Below are 15,741 nucleotides of genomic sequence, written 5' to 3' on the forward strand. Positions count from 1 at the left end.
TGCCGGATCTTGAGGCCGGCAATATGCTGGGCAAGCAGCTGACGTATCTGGCCGCCGCGGCCTCCGCCGGCATCGTGGTGGGGGGGGGGGGGGGGGGGGGGGGGGGCGCCCCCCCCCCCCCCCCCCCCCCCCGCGCCGCAAAGCCACCCTCACGCGGCCGGCTTGGGCTTGCGTTGCCGCGGCGCGCGCTGGGGCGCGGGCTTGACGGGCGCCGGGGCCGCGGCGGGAGCGGCGTGCCGCTGCGCCAAGCCCATCGCCAGCGCCAGCCGGCCCAGCCGCTGTTGTTTTTCGCCGCTGATGGGCCCGGCCGCCTGCAGCAACAGGATGGCCAATTCCAGCGAGAACTGGCGCTGCTCCTCGGTGGGCAGCAAATGCTCCAGCGTCGCCAGCGCGCGTTTCTCGTCGTTGCGCACCAGCCAGGTTTGCCGCCGCACCGCCTGCTTGAACTGCTCCAGCGTCAAATCCTCGCCCAGGGCGGTTTCCTGCATCACCCGGCGGATGGCGTTGAACGGCCTCACGTCCACCACGCCGTTGCCGATGGCGACATAGATCAGCAGCCGCAAAAAGCCGTCCACCGGCCCGCCCTCGGCGTAATGGGCTTCCAGCTCCTGGCGCTTGAGCCGCAGCATCTCGCTGCGCTCCCAGCTGCCATCCGCCTTGCGCACTCCGTATTCGCGCTGCGGCTTCAAGCCGGTCAGCGCTGCGCTCCACGGCGATTCGAACAGGCTACGGAAACTCAGTTCCTGCCAGGCGTCGCGGCCGTCGCGCCAGCCGTCCAGCGCGGTCTCCATCAAGCGCGCGTAGCTTTGCTGCCATTGCCAGAAGGGATTGTCCTCCGCCGCCGGCCGCCGCTCGTCGCGCACTTGCTCCGCCCATTGCCTCAGCCCGGCCAGCCAGGGGTTGCGGCTGGAGAACCAGCGCCGCTCCAGGCGCGACGGGTGCATTTCGCGCCACCAGCGCGCGGTGTGCTCATTACCGTACAAACGCAGCCAGGGCGAGACGAAGGTGTCGTACAACTGCTGGTTGACCTCGCCCACCCGACGCACCACTTCGAAAGCGGCCTCGCCCTGGCGGCCGTCGCCCAGGGCCAGGATGTCGTCGATGTCGCGCGGCTCGAAGCGGATCACATAGCGCCCTTGCAGATATTCCAGCCCGGCCATTTCCGGGTGGGTATCGGTGATGATGGCCTCGTACAGGCCGGGCGGCAGCACGTCGATCAGGTCCAGCGCGCTGGCCAGTTCGCTGTGCTCCTTGTTGGCCACGCCGGCGGACACGAAAATGCCCAGATGGCCCACCTGTTCGTGCAGGCAATAGACGATGGTCTGCTCATTGACGCGGATGTCCTCCACGCTGTGGTACAGATCCGCGATCCAGAACAAGGCCTGCTGCGGCGGCGTGATGTTGTCGCCCCAGGAGGCGAACACCACGATGGGCGAACGGATATTGCGCAAATCCACCGCCTGCCGCCCCTGCTCCAGCGTCACCTCGCCGTGGCTCAGCCGGTTGCCGACGAACAGGTTCTGCACAATCCACTCCATTTCCGCCTTGTTCAGCAGATAGTGGCCGCCCCACCAGCGTTCAAACTCCAGAAAGCGTTCGCGCTCGCTGTCCACCTTGGCGTACAGGGTGTAAGGCTTTTTCCAGTAGGTGTTAGCCGGGTCCAGCTGCTCGAAATTGCTGACCAGATGGGCGCCGTCGAACTGGCCGTGGCCCAGGTCTCCGGCCAGGGAGGCCATCCAGGTGCCGCCGTATAGGCCGCCGGAATAACGCATCGGATTCTTGCCGGCCACGCCGGCCCAGTAGGACAAGGGCGAACCGGCCAGCAGAATGGGGCCCACCAGTTCCGGCGCGGTGGCCGCCAGCATCGCCAAGGCCCAGCCGCCCTGGCAATTGCCGATGACGAAGGGCTTGCCGGAACTGTGCGGATGCAGTTGATTGACCTTTTGCAGAAAGATCTTCTCGGCCCGCCACACGCATTCAATCGTCTGCTTGGGCTCCGGCACCGGGAAGAACATCACGAAATAACAAGGATGGCCTTGGCGCAACGCGATGCCGATCTCACTATCCATCTTGAAACCGCCTATGCCGGGCCCGTGGCCGGCGCGCGGGTCTATCACCACGAAGGGCCGTTTGGCCGGGTCCGGTTTCGGGCAGCCGTCCGGCGGACGGATGGCCGACAAGGCGTAATTGACCGGTTGTTCCAGTTCGCGGCCGTCGACGATGATGTCATAGTCGAACACCAGCACCGGCGGGTGGCCGGAGGCGGCGTGCTCCAGATAGGTGTCGCCGCGCTGGCGCAAAATATCGCAATACAGCACGGAACGCTGCCAGGCATCGATCCAATATTCCACCAAGGCGCCGTTCAAACCGCCCGCGCCCAGCGCGGAGAACCAAGGAAATGAAGAGTCAGGCAGGCTCATGCGAAAACGCTCCGGCGACGATAAGGGAATGCCGCAATTCACTCTAGTTCAAATCCCCGCGCCGGTCGGGAAAAAGCCCGTAGGCAAAACGCTTGCGGACGGGCTTTACATTTGGTAACAATTGACCCCGGCCAACTCATACTTAATTGACAGTCGCCATCCAGAATAATGGAGTGATCCTGCCGATGCCGTCCGCCCGCGTCGCAGCCATCAATGGAATGGCCCGCCTATGAAACCGCAGATACCCTTTATACTCGCCAGCCTCGTCGCCGGCGCCGCTCTGGCCGCGCCGCCGGAGCCCGCATGCCCGCCGATGGGCAACTTCGCCGGCCGGTCGTGGAAGATAGACCCGGCCAAGCGCGACGCCTTCATCGCCCAGCACCAGAAAGCGCTGCACGACAAGCTCAAGATACAGCCGGCGCAGGAAGCCGCCTGGCTGGCCTTCGCCAGCGCCACCCGCCCCGGCCCGCCGCCGCCTTGCGAAAACGCGTCCACCGCGCCCGAGCGCATGGAGCAGCGCGTGCTGATGGCGCAGCGCCACCTGCTGAACCTGCAAAAGCGGCTGGAAGCGCTCAAATCCTTCTACGGCCAGCTCACGCCCGAGCAGCAAAAAATCATGGACCAGGACAGCCCACCGCTGATGGGCGGCCGAGGCCAGGGGCCGATGCGCAAACTGCAGGCCGGCCAAGGCAATGAGTCCCACAACTAAGAAGCGGTTCAAAGCCTCGCGAGCAAGATCGGGGCAAGACCTTGCGGCTGAGAAAGCGGAAAGCGCCCACGGCAGATGGGCCGGTCGCGTCTCACCAAGCGCAGCAGACTTTGAACAGACTCTAAGCATCGCTTAATCGCCTCGCCGGCAGGACAGAACCTTAAGCAGCCGGCCCCCGACGACATCCCTCCGCGCATTGTTGCAAACTGCTAAGCCGGCCGGCCCGGTTAACACTCGATAACAAGCCCCGCCCTAGCCGCAACACTTGCCAGACATCCGTGGTCAATACTGGCTGCATGATCAACCTCGGTAGGAGTCTTCAATCATGACCAAGCTGTTCAAGCCCATGCTGATCGCCACGCTGCTGGCCGCCGGCGTTGCCGGTTCCGCGCTGGCCGCCGGCGAGGCCCCGACGCAAAGCCCGATGCCGATGATGGAAAAAGGCCGCCACATGGACCCGGCCCAGCGCGAAGCCATGGCCGCGCGCCATCTGCAAGGGCTGCACGATCAACTGAAGCTGCAGGCGAACCAGGAAGCCGCCTGGAAAACCTTCGCCGCCTCGATGAAGCCGGGCGAACGGACGATGCCGCCCAAGCCCCAGGCCGGCGACACCGCGCCGCAGCGCATGGAGCGCATGCTGGACATGATGAAACAACATCAGGACGCGATGCAGAAGCGCCTGGACGCGCTGAAAACCTTCTACGCCCAACTGACGCCGGAGCAACAGAAGGTGATGGACCAATGGCACGGCCAGATGGGCCGCCGCATGAGTCCGATGGCCAAGCCGCAACCCAAGTAAGCGCCGCGCGCCGGCCAAGAAAAACGGCAGCCTCAGGCTGCCGTTTTTAGCGTGTTGGCTCCGCGCCCATCATTCAAGCGCGTCCAAACCACTTGTCGCCGAAGTTGACCAACAACACCCCGCCCACCACCAGCGCCGCGCCCAGCAGCCGAGGCGCGTTCACCTCGCGCAGCGGCATCGCCAACCAGCCGAAACGGTCGAACATCAGGGATACGCACACTTGGCCGGCGATCACCAGGGACAGCATGGCCGCCACGCCCAGCCGCGGCGCCAGCAAGGTGGTGCCGAACACGAACATCGCCCCCATCGCGCCGCCCAACAACATCCACCACTCTACCCGGCCCAATTGCGCCAGATCCTGCCATTTCTGACCGGTGGCGACGGCCAGGCCGGCCAGACACAGGCTGCCCACGGAGAACGACACCAGCGCCGCCAGCAGCGTGCTATTGCCCAGCACGCCCTTGAGCTGGTTGTTGATGGCGGCCTGCAGCGGCACCACGACGCCGATGAGGAAAGCGAATAAAGGATAAATGGGGTTCATGACAATCCAGTCGAATCAACGGAGGGTTTCACGTGAAACAGCGTTCACGCCGCGGTGTTGCGATGGAAAGCGATCTTCTGCGGATTGCGGGTATACGCGCAAAAGCCCGGCTTGGGGCCCACCTTGGGATGGTTGCGGCAGGTATTGGGCCGCCGCTCGTAGATAGTGCACAAACGGGTCTTCTGATCCAGGTGCATGCAATCGCCGTTGGCGCGCCGCGCCAGCGTGAACAGCTCGCGCTTGAAATTGAAATGCTGGATCAGCCGCTGCTTTTCCAGGCGCTTGGCGATGTTCTTGATCGGCTCTTCCAACTCGAACTCGTCCACCACGCCCATGCGCACCAGATCCGGCAGCCGCACTTCCACCGGCATGGAACAGCAGCTGCCCATGCAGTCCTCGCATAAACCGTTCTTGTATTTGACCCAGGTGTCCAGGCGCTCGATGTCGGCCACGTTTGATTCCCCGTGCTGCCGGCGTGGCCGGCGATCGTTTATTAAAGGATTGTTCCAAATAGGAAAAAAGGAAAGAGGCGCATTTTACGCGCCTCCCCGCCGCCGCAATCGGCGCGCCGGCCGTTTCAGGCCGGCAATCCAGCGCTCAAGACTGCGGACGCTGCTTGAAGAAGGTCAGGGGCGCGGTGTAGGGCACCTCGCTCGGCGGCGCCGCCTTCAGGATGTGCTTTTTCATCTTGCCCATCACATGCATCTCGCAGGGCCGGCATTCGAACTTCAGCGTATAGGTCTCGTTGCCGGACTTCAGCGTCATCGGATCGGCGCGCACCTGACCCATCACGCCCTTCACGCCCTTGGCCTGCTTCGGACACAGATTGAAGGAGAAGCGCAGGCAGTGCTTGGTGATCATCAGGCTGACCTCGCCCTCTTCCTCGTGCGCTTCGTAGGCGGCGTCGATGAGCTCCACCCCGTGCTTGCGGTAGAACTGCCAGGCCAGGTTGTTGTAGACATTGGCCAGATAGCTCAGCGTCTTTTCCGGATACGGCGCCGGCGGCTCCAGCGCCGCCTTGCGCGGCTGGCGCGGCCAGGCCTGCAAGCGCGCGGCCTCCAGCCGGGCGATGGCGTCGCGGCGCAGCGCCTTGATCGCCGAGGCCGGCGCGAACCACGGCTGGGACAGCTGCAGCGTCACCTCGTGGGCGACGAACATGGTGTTGCCCAGCTTGCCCAGATTGTCGCGCAGGCCGGCCAGCGCCTTGTCGGCGTCCTTGGCCGGCTCCAGCGCCAGCGGGCTACAGGCGGAAGCGCTGACGCCGTCCTCGTCGGTAACGCTCAGTTCCAGGCCTTCGGCGTTTTCGCTCAGCGTCATCCACACGCCCACCTTGCGTTCGGCGGACTTCTTCAGCAGCGCCAGTTCCCAGGCGTGGTCGCGGTTGCGGCTGATGTCCACGCCCGGCTTGAGGCCGGCCAGCACCGAAACGTCGTTGGGAAACACCCGCCACAACAGCTCGCCGTCCGCGGTCTTGCCCACTTGCTGCACGGTGTTGGCCTGCACGCCCACCACTTCGCGCTTCTTCATGAAGTTGATGCCGTCGCCGTTGCTCATGGTTTCGCCGGTGGCGATCTCCAGCCAGTCCGGGCCCACCTTGCTGACCACGCCCAGACCGACGCCGACGAATTTGGGCGAATCGAAAGCGCCGATGTCGATCTTGCGGCCGGTGGCGAAGTAGTCGGTGCCGCCGCGGTGGAAGGTCTTGTCCGGGTCCGGCGCGAAGAAGATCTCGCTGTCGCCGCTGGAGGCGCGCGCCAGCTCCGGCCGCCGCTCGATGATCTCGTCCAGCAGCAGCCGGTAATGGGCGGTGATGTTCTTCACATAGGACACGTCCTTGTAGCGGCCCTCGATCTTCAAGGAACGCACGCCGGCGTCCAGCAAGGCCTCCAAGTTGGCGCTCTGGTTGTTGTCCTTCATCGACAGCAAATGCTTGTCGAAAGCCACCACGCCGCCGTCCTTGTCGGTCAGCGTGTACGGCAGTCTACAGGCTTGCGAACAGTCGCCGCGGTTGGCGCTGCGGCCGTTGTCGGCGTGGCTGATATAGCACTGGCCGGAGAAGGCCACGCACAGCGCGCCGTGGATGAAGTATTCGATGGTGGCGTCGTCGCCCACCGCGTCCGCCGCCTTGCGGATTTGCGGAATGGTCAGCTCGCGGGCCAGCACCACCTGGGAGAAGCCGGCGTCGGACAGGAAACGCGCTTTTTCCGGCGTGCGGATGTCGCATTGGGTGGACGCGTGCAGCTGGATAGGGGGCAGATCCAGTTCCAGGATGCCCATATCCTGGATGATCAGCGCGTCCACGCCGGCGTCGTACAACTGCCAGATCAGCTTGCGCGCCGGCTCCAGCTCGGCGTCGTGCAAGATGGTGTTGAGCGTGGCGAAGATGCGCGCGTGGTAGCGGTGGGCGAACGCGGTCAGGCCGGCGATGTCCTCCACGCTATTACAGGCGTTGTGGCGCGCGCCGAAGCTGGGCCCGCCGATGTACACCGCGTCGGCGCCGTGCAAGATGGCCTCGCGGCCGATTTCGGCGGTCTTGGCGGGCGATAGCAACTCGATCTGGTGCGACAACAGGCTCATGGCGTTTCCTGACATTTAGTATAGGTGGCCGCGTCGGGCGATGGCGGCCGCAAAGGGGCGGAATTATAACGGAATCATGGAGTTATAGGTAGAATTTTGCAGCAGCGGCTTTTAAGTTAAACCCCCAGGTTCACGGCCTTGCCATGCCGCCGTCACATGCCGCGACTACACCTCCAAATAGTCAAAATCGGTTTTATGCATGTAAAAACCAATTCGGAGAGCGTCATGTTCAACCGCCTGACCATCGCCCAGCGCCTAAGCGCGCTCGTCGCGGCCCTGCTGGCCATCACCATCCTGATCAGCCTGTTTGGCCAACATGCGCAAAAAGGCATACTCGACGACTTCGCCACCACCTACAACGACCGGGTGGTCTGCCTGAAGCAACTGAAAACCGTGGCCGACAGCTACGCGGTGGGCATAGTCGACGGCGCGCACAAGCTCCATGCCGGCGCCATCGACGCCGCCGGTTTTCTAGGCGGCATCGACGCCGCGCAGGCGGCGCTGAAAAAACAATGGGGCGATTACCGCGCCACCTATCTGACCGCCGAGGAAAAAACCCTGGCCGACCAGGCCGAGGCGGCGATGCGTCAGGCCGACGCCAGCGTGGCGCGGCTCAAAAGCCTGGCCCAGTCCGGGGACCGCGCCGCGATGCAGCTCTTCCTGGACAAGGAAATGTACCCGGCCATCGATCCCATCGCCAACCGCATCGCCGCGCTGATCGACTTGCAGCTGCGGGTGGCGGCGGAAGAGTTCGCCAAGGCGCAGGAACGCGCCGCCGCCAGCCGCGCCGTCGCCATCGCGCTCTTGATCTGCGGCGTGGCGCTGGGCGCCGTGCTGTCGCTGATCATCATCCGCTCGCTGATGGCCGAGCTGGGCGGCGAGCCGCGCGACGTGGTGGCGCTGACCGAACGCATCGCCAACGGCGACCTCAGCCAAAGACTGCAGGTCAAGGCGGGCGATCAGCACAGCGTGATCGCCTCCATGGCGCGGATGCAGAGCGGGCTGATCCGCATGGTGCGCGCCATGCAGCAGATCATCAGCCAGCTGAGCGCCAACGCCACGGAACTGGCCGCGGCGGCGGAGCAGGTGGCCGCCAGCGCGGAGGAACAGACTCGCGCCGCCTCGTCGATGTCGGCGTCGGTGGAACAGTTGTCGGTCAGCATCTGCTCGGTGGACGACAACACCACGGACGTGGCCACCGAATCCGTCTCCACCGGCGAACTGGCCACCCGCGGCGAATCCATCATCGACCAGACCTTGCACACCATAGAATCGGTGGCCGACATGGCACGCGCCTCGCAAGACCAGGCCGACCTGATGAGCAGCCGCTCGCAGCAGATCGCCAACGTGATCCAGGTGATACGCGACGTGGCGGACCAGACCAATCTGCTGGCGCTGAACGCCGCCATCGAGGCCGCGCGCGCCGGCGAACAGGGCCGCGGCTTCGCCGTGGTGGCCGACGAAGTGCGCAAACTGTCCGAGCGCACCGCCCAATCCACCTCCGAAATCGGCGCCAGCATCCGCGAAATGCTGGATAGCAGCGCCCACGTGGTGCAGAACATCCACCACACCGTGGACCATATGGAAGTGGGGCTGCAACAGGCCAGCGACGCGCGCGCCGCCATCACCGGCATCAACGACAAGGTGGCCAGGGTCAAGCAATCGCTGAGCGCGATCTCGGTGTCCCTGCACGAACAGCAGGCCGCCGGCACCGGCATCGCCGCCAATGTGGAGAAAGTGGCGCAGATGTCCGAGGAAACCAGCGCCGCCGCCAGCCAGACCGCGGACTCCGCCAGCCAGATGGAACAGATGTCGCACGAGCTGCAATCCAGCATCAACTACTTCACCCTGCCTCAGGCCGGTCAAAGCCAGGGCGGCGAAACGCCGCTGCAGACCGGCCATTCGCTGGCGGCCGCCGGCTGAAGCGCCGCTTACCTCCTCTCCGCACTTGGCCTGGCGCTTGCCAGGCTTTTTTTTAGTCTGGCAATGGCCGGTGGCCTATGGGTCAGCCGGAGCCGGACTTGGCCTCAAGGTCATGCTGCATAGCAGCAATGTCGATAAGCGAACATTCTCCGCGCCCACACACGCTATCGAGACTGAAAACGCATAGCCGCCACGGCCAATCATTCGTTGGCGCTCCAAATTTCGTTCGTAAAAACAAAAAGCAGATGCCTTTCATTCGCATTCAGCGTCCATCTGACGTCAAAGAACGGCTACTTCCTGCAAACCCATGTGCATGGCAGCATTGCAACAATATGACGAATTATTTTGCAATACCAATGAGATACCAATTGAGAACCAGTAAAAGACCAGATAGTTTTAGCGCAGGACATCCGCCAGAGGTGTCGCCACGTGATTGGAGTGACTGAAATGCCTAAGCCGACCAAGCTTGCCCTACTGCTGTTGACCGCCTTGCCCTGTGTCGTCATGGCGGCGGAAGACTCGATTCCGACCAACGACACCTCGCCCACCCAGGGCGCGCCGTCCACCTTCGAACCGGTGGACGTCTACGACTTGATCACCAAGTCCGAAACCACCGTCAGCGCCATCTATTACGGCCGCAACCGCCAGGCGGACTGGCCGGCCCCGCCCAACGGCAAGAACCGCGACGACATCACCGTCAACGCGCTCAACCTGGGCCTGAACTTCCGCTCCGGCTACGCCTGGAACAAGCTGGGCTTCGACGCCGCCGCCCACGCCGCCATCCGCCTGGACAGCGGCAAAGGCTGGTCGGAAGTGCTGAATCACGACGTCAACGACAGCTCCCAGCCCGGCGGCGTGGACAAGAGCGCCGCGGTCTTGAGCCAGGCGGCGCTGAAATTCCGCCAGCACGAGGACGGCCAGGGCTTCTCCGCCCGCGCCGGCTACACCCCGATAGGCATCGGCACCCTGGGCACCTCCGGCGGCCTGCAATCCCACGCCTACCGCGGCGTGGAAATGAAATACAAGTTCGGCGACTTCGAAGTGGGCTACGGCTGGGCCGACCAGTTCCGCAACGAATGGGACACCCGCTTCCGCGACATGAGCAACTCCTGGGAACAGGGCCGCAGCAACGGCAGCGCCGCCAAGCGCGTCGACTACGTCAACAGCCTGGGCTTCCGCTACGCGCCCAAGAACGGCTTCGTCGACGTCGGCGTAGGCGAAGGCAAGGACTACCGCCGCAACGCCCAGATCGCCGGCTCCTACTCCTGGCAGCTCAACGGCGACGACAAGCTGACCGCCACCGGCTACTACTTCACCGGCAAGTACCAGACCCAGCTCTCCGGCATCCAGAACCCCAAGAACGAATACCACGCCAGCGGCAGCGTCAGCTACGCCACCAACGGCTGGACGCTGATGGGCGGCCTGGGCTACACCAAGGCCCCGGACTCCGGCGAACTGAACTTCCGCATGACGCCGTGGGGCAATAGCGACAACCGCAACTTCATCCAGACCTGGGGCCAGCTGGACGACTTCGTCTGGGACGGCACCACCGTCTACAAGCTGGGCGTCAACTACGACCTGGCCAAGGTGGGCGTGCCCGGCCTGACCGTGGGCCTGTCCGGCAACTACGCCACCGGAATGAAAAACCCGGGCAAGGCGGACACCAAGGCGCACGAGGTGGACTTCAGCATCGGCTACAGCGTGCAAAGCGGCATGTTCAAGGGCGCCAGCATCGGCGTCTACCCGGCCTGGCTGCGCACCGACGGCTTCTACGGCAAATCCGACCGCAACGACGTCAAGGTGATCGCTTCCTACAGCAAGACCTTCTGATCCGCGCGGCCGGCCGGGGCCCTTCCTCCCCCGTCCGGCCGTCGGCTCACTGGCATTGAACTGGTCTCGCTTTCATTGACACCACTTCAATGCCACAATGCGGAAAAACGCCAATCAAATGGCATAACAACACAGCAAGCCCGCCGTCAGACTGGCCGCCCGCCAGCGCCGGCCTCCAAGGAGAAACCATCATGAAACTCAACGCCTTCGCTCGCGCCGCCCTGCTCATCGCCGGCTGCGCCGTCGCCCTGCCGGCGCTGGCCGCCGACAAACCGGTGCTGGAAGTGTGGACCATGAGCTTGTCGCCCAAATTCGACGGCTACTTCAAGGACCTGGTCGGCAAATACAACGCCCAGAACCCCAATGTCGAAATCAAATGGACCGACTACCCCTGGGACGTGATCCAGTCCAAGTTCACCGCCGCCGTCGGCGCCGGCAAACCGCCGGCCCTGGTCAACCTGAACGTGCCCTGGGCTTACGACTACAAGCAAAGCGGCCTGCTGCAGCCGCTGGACGGCGTGATCAACAAGGGCCAGTACGTGGACGGCGCGATCAAGGACGTGACCTTCGACGGCAAGGTCTACGCCTTCCCCCACTACAACGGCGCCAACGTCATCGCCTATAACGCCGAACTGTTCAAGAAAGCCGGCCTCAACCCGGCCAAGCCGCCCAAATCGCTGGACGAGCAGCTGGCTTACGCCAAAACCATCAAGGCCAAGACCGGCGTCGCCGGCTTCGCGCCGGCGCTGGGCCCCACCAAGATCGAAGGCTTTCTGATCCAGAACGGCCTGCCCTTGCTCAAGGACGGCAAGCCGGTGTTCAACAGCCCGGCCCACGTGGCCATGCTGAAAAAACTGGGCGACGCCTACAAGTCCGGCGCGCTGCTGAAGGACAATCTGTTCGCCCAGGACAACTTCCAGGTCTCCATCGCCGCCTACAACAGCGGCCGCATGGCCATGCTGGTCACCACCCCGGCCTCGCTGACCCGGGTGCGCGACGAAGCGCCCAAGCTCTACCAGTCCACCCAGGTGGCTCCGGCGCCCATCGGCCCCACCGGCATCGCCGCCGGCGGCTGGATGTTCAACTTCGGCGTGGCGCGCAACGTCAACAAGGCGCTGCTGCCGGAAATAGGCAAGTTCGGCAACTACCTGACCAACGCCGACAACCAGCTCGCCTTCGCCAAACTGGCCGGCACCCTGCCCACCGCGCGCAAGGCGGCGCAGGACCCCTACTTCCAGAAAGTGGCCAATGACGCCGGCGCGGCGGAAAAAGCCGTAGGCGTGGCCGCCGCCAGCCTGGACAAGACCCGCACCATCTACCTGGCCGGCGTCAAGGATCCGGACGTGCTGTCCGCCCGCCTGGCCGCCGCGGTGGAAAAAGCCGTCACCGGCCGCCAGGACCCCAAGGCCGCGCTGGACGAGGCGGCGGCGTTCTGGAGCGGCAAGCTCTAAGAACGTGTTTACGATCTCGCGAGCGAAGACGAGACAAGGCGTTGCGGCTGAGAAAGCGGAATGTACAAGTGCTACATCAGCATTTCGAAGCGGTACTCACCGTGTGACGTCTCACGACGCGCAGCAGATCGTAAACAGGTTCTGATACGCGCTTGAACGCGGCGGCGTCCCAGACCCCGCCGCCCCGCAACCCGCAGGCCGACGCCGCATCCCGGCGCCGGCCTGCCGCTACGTCACAAGGTTCTGCCCATGCGCACCAAGACCACGCTGCAAGCCTATCTGTTCCTGGCCCCGGCGCTGCTGCTGATGCTGGCTTTCTCCTTCTGGCCGGTGGGCTTCGGCAGCTTCATCGCCTTCACCCAGTACAATCTGATCGACAGTCCGCGCTGGGTGGGCCTGGACAATTTCCGCGATTTGTTCGGCGACGAACTGTTCCTGGCCTCGCTGAAAAATTCCGCCGTCTACCTGCTGGTAGTGCCGGTGATCCAGATCGTCGCCATGCTGCTGGCGGTGCTGGTCAACAACCAGCTGCCGGCGATCAAGTGGTTCCGCGCCGCCTACTACCTGCCCGTGGTCACCTCGGTATCGGTGATCGGCATCATCTGGAACTTCATGTACACCGAGGACGGCGTGCTCAACGCCGCGCTGCACTGGCTGCGGGTGATCAACGAACCGGTGGGCTGGCTCAACGACGACCGCATCGCGCTGTTCGCGGTGATGTTCATCACCGTCTGGCGCGGCCTGGGCTGGTATATGGTGCTCTACCTGGCCGGCCTGCAAGCGGTGCCGGCCGACATCTACGAAGCCGCGCAGCTGGACGGCGCCAATGCCTGGCAGCGCTTCTGGCGCATCACCGTGCCGCTGCTGGCGCCCACCATCCTGCTGTGCTCGGTGATGTCGGTGCTGGCCGCGGTCAAAGCCTTCGAAGAGGTGCAGATCATGACCAAGGGCGGACCGATGCAATCCACCTACACCGCGCTGTTCTACGCCTACGAGTTCGGCATCAAATCGCTGAACTTCGGCCGCGCGCTGGCCGCCAGCCTGGTGATGTCGGTGTTCTGCGTGGCGCTGGCCTGGCTGAACTTCCGCTATCTGCAGCCACGCGACGCTTAAGGAAACGCCATGCACAACACCGCCACCCTCGCCGCGCCCGCCGCCCGCCGCCACAGCGCCCGGCTGAGCAAGCTGGCCGGCCGCGGCCTGCACTATCTGGTGCTGAGCCTGATCGCCGTCGTCACCGTCTATCCGTTCTGGTGGACGCTGGTCACCGCGCTGTCCACTGAGGGCGACGTGTTCGCCTTCCCCCCGCCCTTGCTGCCCAGCGCCCCCGGTCTGGACAACTTCAAGGAAGCGGTGTCCAGCATCGATCTGCTGGCCTTCTACAAGAACTCCGTCGTCATCGCGCTGGCCACCGTGGCCGGCACCCTGCTGGTCAGCGCGCTGGCCGCCTACCCGCTGGCGCGGATGCGTTTTCCCGGCCGCAAGCTGGTGTTCGGCGCCATCCTCGCCACCATGATCCTGCCCAGCGAAGTCAATTTCCTGGTCAACTTCATCACCGTGTCCAAGCTGCAGCTCACCGACAGCTACAGCGGCGTGGTGCTGCCCACGCTGGCCGGCGCGGTGGGCATCTTCCTGATGAAGCAGGCCTTCGAAGCCGTGCCGCAGGATCTGATCGACGCCGCCTGCGTCGACGGCGCCGGCGACTGGCAGATCTTCTGGAAAATCATGCTGCCGCTGTCGCGCCCGGCCTTGGCGGCGCTGACCATACTCACCATGGTGTCGGCGTGGAACCAATACATCTGGCCGTCCATCGTGATGTCCAGCCCGGACAAATTCCCGCTGTCGGTGGGCGTGCTCTACCTGTCCGGCGCCTTCAGCTTCAAGACCCGAGTGGTGGCCGCCGGCGCGGTGCTGACCGTGCTGCCCATCCTGCTGGTCTTCCTGTTCACCCAGCGCTACTTCCTGCGCGGATTCGATGGAGCCGTCAAATGAGCGATACCCTGCAACAACTGGCCGGCCAGGCGCTGATGGTGGACGTGGCCGGCCCGCGCCTGGGCGATGAGGAAGCCGCCTTCCTGCAAGAATTGGGCGCGCGCGCCATCTGCCTGTTCCGCCGCAATGTGCCGGACGAGGCCAGCATCCGCCGGCTGATCGCCGATCTGCAATGCGCGCTGGGCGAGGACATCCTGATCGGCATGGATCAGGAAGGCGGCGCGGTGATGCGCACCCTGTTCCTGCCGGCGGCGCCGTCGGCGATGGCGCTGGGCGCGGTGGACGACGCCGAGCTGGCCGAGAAAGTGGGCGCCGCGGTGGCGCGCGGCCTGGCCAGCCTGGGTGTGAACTGGAACTTCGCCCCGGTGCTGGACCTCAACAACAACCCGGCCAATCCGGTGATCTCGGAACGCTCCTTCGGCGAGGACCCGCTCAAGGCGACGCGGCTGGCGCGCGCCTGGATCAACGGCCATTTGTCCGAAGGCGTGGCCTGCTGCGTCAAGCACTTCCCCGGCCACGGCGACACCCATACCGATTCCCACCTGGACCTGCCGGTGGTGGACAAGCCCAAGGCCGAACTGCGCGATTACGAACTGTCGCCGTTCGCCGCGCTGGCCGACCTCGCCCCCGGCATGATGAGCGCCCACATCCGCTTTCCGACGCTGGACGCGGACTGGCCGGCCACGCTGTCGCCGGCCATCTTGCAGCAACTGCTGCGCGAGCAGCTGGGCTACCAGGGCGTGGTGATCACCGACGGCATGAATATGAAGGCCATCCGCGAACGCTGGGGCCAGGCCCAGGGCAGCGCGCAGGCGCTGGCCGCCGGCGCCGACCTCAGCCTGGTGCTGCAATTCCCGGACGAAATGGAGGAGAGCAAGCAGGCCTTGATAGCCGCCGTCGCCGCCGGCCGGCTGAGCGAGGCGCGGCTGCAAGAAGCGGCCGCGCGCGTGGACGCGCTGATCCGGCGCTACCCCAGCCGTCAGCGCGATTACGACGCGGCGCAGCGCGCCGCCGACGCCGACTTGTTCGCCGACGCCTGGCGCCGCGCGCTGACCGCCCACGGCCAGCCGCAACGGCCGCCGGCCGGCGCCACGCTGCGCCTGGTGGTGCAGGACCAGGCGCCGTCCGACGGCGTGTCCGAGGCCGGCCTGTCCGCCGACGCGCTGATCGCTCGGCTGATCGCCCAGCTGTCGCGCCGCTTCAGCCTGGAAGTGATCCGCTACCAGCGGCGCGAGGAACTGGACTGGCGCCGGCTGCCTCAGGACGGCCGCTACACCGTGGTCGCCTCCACCACCCGCGAACGCTACGGCGCGCGCGAGCGCGCCGAATGGCGGCCGGACCTGCACCTGGCCTTGTGGAACCCCTACGCCGCCGCCGATCTCGACGCGCCGGCGCTGATCAGCTACGGTTTTGCCGACGCGGCGCTGGACGCCGTCGCCCAATGGCTGGCCGGCGAGATAGACGCCGCGGGCGCGCTGCCGGCGCGCCTGCACTAAAAG

At 65.1% G+C, this 15,741-nt stretch carries 12 protein-coding genes; 8 read left to right on the forward strand and 4 right to left on the reverse strand.

All coding sequences use genetic code 11. The annotated features are described in order from the left end of the window. Nucleotides 1–149 precede the first annotated feature (149 nt). On the reverse strand, nucleotides 150–2,420 hold the full coding sequence (locus NK214_RS13570; protein ID WP_227105877.1) for a TerB family tellurite resistance protein: 2,271 nt from the start codon (nucleotides 2,418–2,420) through the stop codon (nucleotides 150–152). Between the two features lie 229 nt (nucleotides 2,421–2,649). Between NK214_RS13570 and NK214_RS13575 the strand changes: the two genes are divergently transcribed. Both NK214_RS13575 and NK214_RS13580 read left to right on the forward strand, forming a co-directional pair. Next, on the forward strand, nucleotides 2,650–3,129 hold the full coding sequence (locus tag NK214_RS13575) for a Spy/CpxP family protein refolding chaperone (protein WP_253314751.1): 480 nt from the start codon (nucleotides 2,650–2,652) through the stop codon (nucleotides 3,127–3,129). A gap of 325 nt (nucleotides 3,130–3,454) precedes the next feature. After that, nucleotides 3,455–3,928, forward strand: coding sequence for a Spy/CpxP family protein refolding chaperone (locus NK214_RS13580; RefSeq protein WP_227105879.1), 474 nt, complete (start codon nucleotides 3,455–3,457; stop codon nucleotides 3,926–3,928). 73 nt (nucleotides 3,929–4,001) lie between these two features. Here the strand turns inward: NK214_RS13580 and NK214_RS13585 are convergent, their stop codons facing one another. The 3 genes from NK214_RS13585 to NK214_RS13595 form a co-directional block, all read right to left on the reverse strand. Further along, on the reverse strand, nucleotides 4,002–4,469 hold the full coding sequence (locus NK214_RS13585) for a DMT family transporter (RefSeq protein ID WP_107801322.1): 468 nt from the start codon (nucleotides 4,467–4,469) through the stop codon (nucleotides 4,002–4,004). A 44-nt stretch (nucleotides 4,470–4,513) separates the two neighbouring features. Next, on the reverse strand, nucleotides 4,514–4,858 hold the full coding sequence (locus NK214_RS13590) for a YkgJ family cysteine cluster protein (protein WP_256477448.1): 345 nt from the start codon (nucleotides 4,856–4,858) through the stop codon (nucleotides 4,514–4,516). Nucleotides 4,859–5,066: 208 nt separating this feature from the next. After that, nucleotides 5,067–7,046, reverse strand: coding sequence for a U32 family peptidase (locus tag NK214_RS13595; RefSeq protein ID WP_253314752.1), 1,980 nt, complete (start codon nucleotides 7,044–7,046; stop codon nucleotides 5,067–5,069). Nucleotides 7,047–7,271: 225 nt separating this feature from the next. On the opposite strand from NK214_RS13595, the gene NK214_RS13600 reads away from it, so the two are divergent. The 6 genes from NK214_RS13600 to nagZ all read left to right on the forward strand — a co-directional run bounded on the left by NK214_RS13600 (nucleotide 7,272) and on the right by nagZ (nucleotide 15,738). Next, complete coding sequence (locus NK214_RS13600; RefSeq protein WP_107801325.1) at nucleotides 7,272–8,969, forward strand: methyl-accepting chemotaxis protein; 1,698 nt, start codon at nucleotides 7,272–7,274, stop codon at nucleotides 8,967–8,969. A 447-nt stretch (nucleotides 8,970–9,416) separates the two neighbouring features. Further along, on the forward strand, nucleotides 9,417–10,799 hold the full coding sequence (locus NK214_RS13605) for an OprD family outer membrane porin (RefSeq protein ID WP_107801326.1): 1,383 nt from the start codon (nucleotides 9,417–9,419) through the stop codon (nucleotides 10,797–10,799). Nucleotides 10,800–10,990: 191 nt separating this feature from the next. Beyond that, nucleotides 10,991–12,250 carry an ABC transporter substrate-binding protein gene (locus NK214_RS13610; protein WP_227105885.1) on the forward strand — a complete coding sequence of 420 codons (1,260 nt, stop codon included), beginning with the start codon at nucleotides 10,991–10,993 and terminating at the stop codon, nucleotides 12,248–12,250. Between the two features lie 249 nt (nucleotides 12,251–12,499). Then, complete coding sequence (locus NK214_RS13615) at nucleotides 12,500–13,363, forward strand: carbohydrate ABC transporter permease (protein WP_107801328.1); 864 nt, start codon at nucleotides 12,500–12,502, stop codon at nucleotides 13,361–13,363. Nucleotides 13,364–13,372: 9 nt separating this feature from the next. Further along, nucleotides 13,373–14,242 carry a carbohydrate ABC transporter permease gene (locus NK214_RS13620; RefSeq protein ID WP_253314753.1) on the forward strand — a complete coding sequence of 290 codons (870 nt, stop codon included), beginning with the start codon at nucleotides 13,373–13,375 and terminating at the stop codon, nucleotides 14,240–14,242. After that, the gene (gene nagZ / locus NK214_RS13625; protein WP_253314754.1) at nucleotides 14,239–15,738 is read left to right on the forward strand and encodes a beta-N-acetylhexosaminidase; all 1,500 of its coding nucleotides are present in this window, start codon (nucleotides 14,239–14,241) and stop codon (nucleotides 15,736–15,738) included. The genes NK214_RS13620 and nagZ overlap by 4 nt, the downstream gene beginning before the upstream one ends. Nucleotides 15,739–15,741: the final 3 nt, after the last annotated feature.

This window comes from Chromobacterium sp. S0633 (assembly GCF_024158805.1).
Classification (GTDB): domain Bacteria; phylum Pseudomonadota; class Gammaproteobacteria; order Burkholderiales; family Chromobacteriaceae; genus Chromobacterium.

Bases quoted from the DNA above. Each gene is read 5' to 3' on its own strand.
- NK214_RS13595 (WP_253314752.1), bottom strand. From the start codon at position 7,046: ATGAGCCTGTTGTCGCACCAGATCGAGTTGCTATCGCCCGCCAAGACC.
- nagZ (WP_253314754.1), top strand. From the start codon at position 14,239: ATGAGCGATACCCTGCAACAACTGGCCGGCCAGGCGCTGATGGTGGAC.
- NK214_RS13600 (WP_107801325.1), top strand. From the start codon at position 7,272: ATGTTCAACCGCCTGACCATCGCCCAGCGCCTAAGCGCGCTCGTCGCG.
- NK214_RS13610 (WP_227105885.1), top strand. From the start codon at position 10,991: ATGAAACTCAACGCCTTCGCTCGCGCCGCCCTGCTCATCGCCGGCTGC.
- NK214_RS13575 (WP_253314751.1), top strand. From the start codon at position 2,650: ATGAAACCGCAGATACCCTTTATACTCGCCAGCCTCGTCGCCGGCGCC.
- NK214_RS13605 (WP_107801326.1), top strand. From the start codon at position 9,417: ATGCCTAAGCCGACCAAGCTTGCCCTACTGCTGTTGACCGCCTTGCCC.
- NK214_RS13580 (WP_227105879.1), top strand. From the start codon at position 3,455: ATGACCAAGCTGTTCAAGCCCATGCTGATCGCCACGCTGCTGGCCGCC.
- NK214_RS13585 (WP_107801322.1), bottom strand. From the start codon at position 4,469: ATGAACCCCATTTATCCTTTATTCGCTTTCCTCATCGGCGTCGTGGTG.
- NK214_RS13570 (WP_227105877.1), bottom strand. From the start codon at position 2,420: ATGAGCCTGCCTGACTCTTCATTTCCTTGGTTCTCCGCGCTGGGCGCG.
- NK214_RS13620 (WP_253314753.1), top strand. From the start codon at position 13,373: ATGCACAACACCGCCACCCTCGCCGCGCCCGCCGCCCGCCGCCACAGC.
- NK214_RS13615 (WP_107801328.1), top strand. From the start codon at position 12,500: ATGCGCACCAAGACCACGCTGCAAGCCTATCTGTTCCTGGCCCCGGCG.
- NK214_RS13590 (WP_256477448.1), bottom strand. From the start codon at position 4,858: ATGGGCAGCTGCTGTTCCATGCCGGTGGAAGTGCGGCTGCCGGATCTG.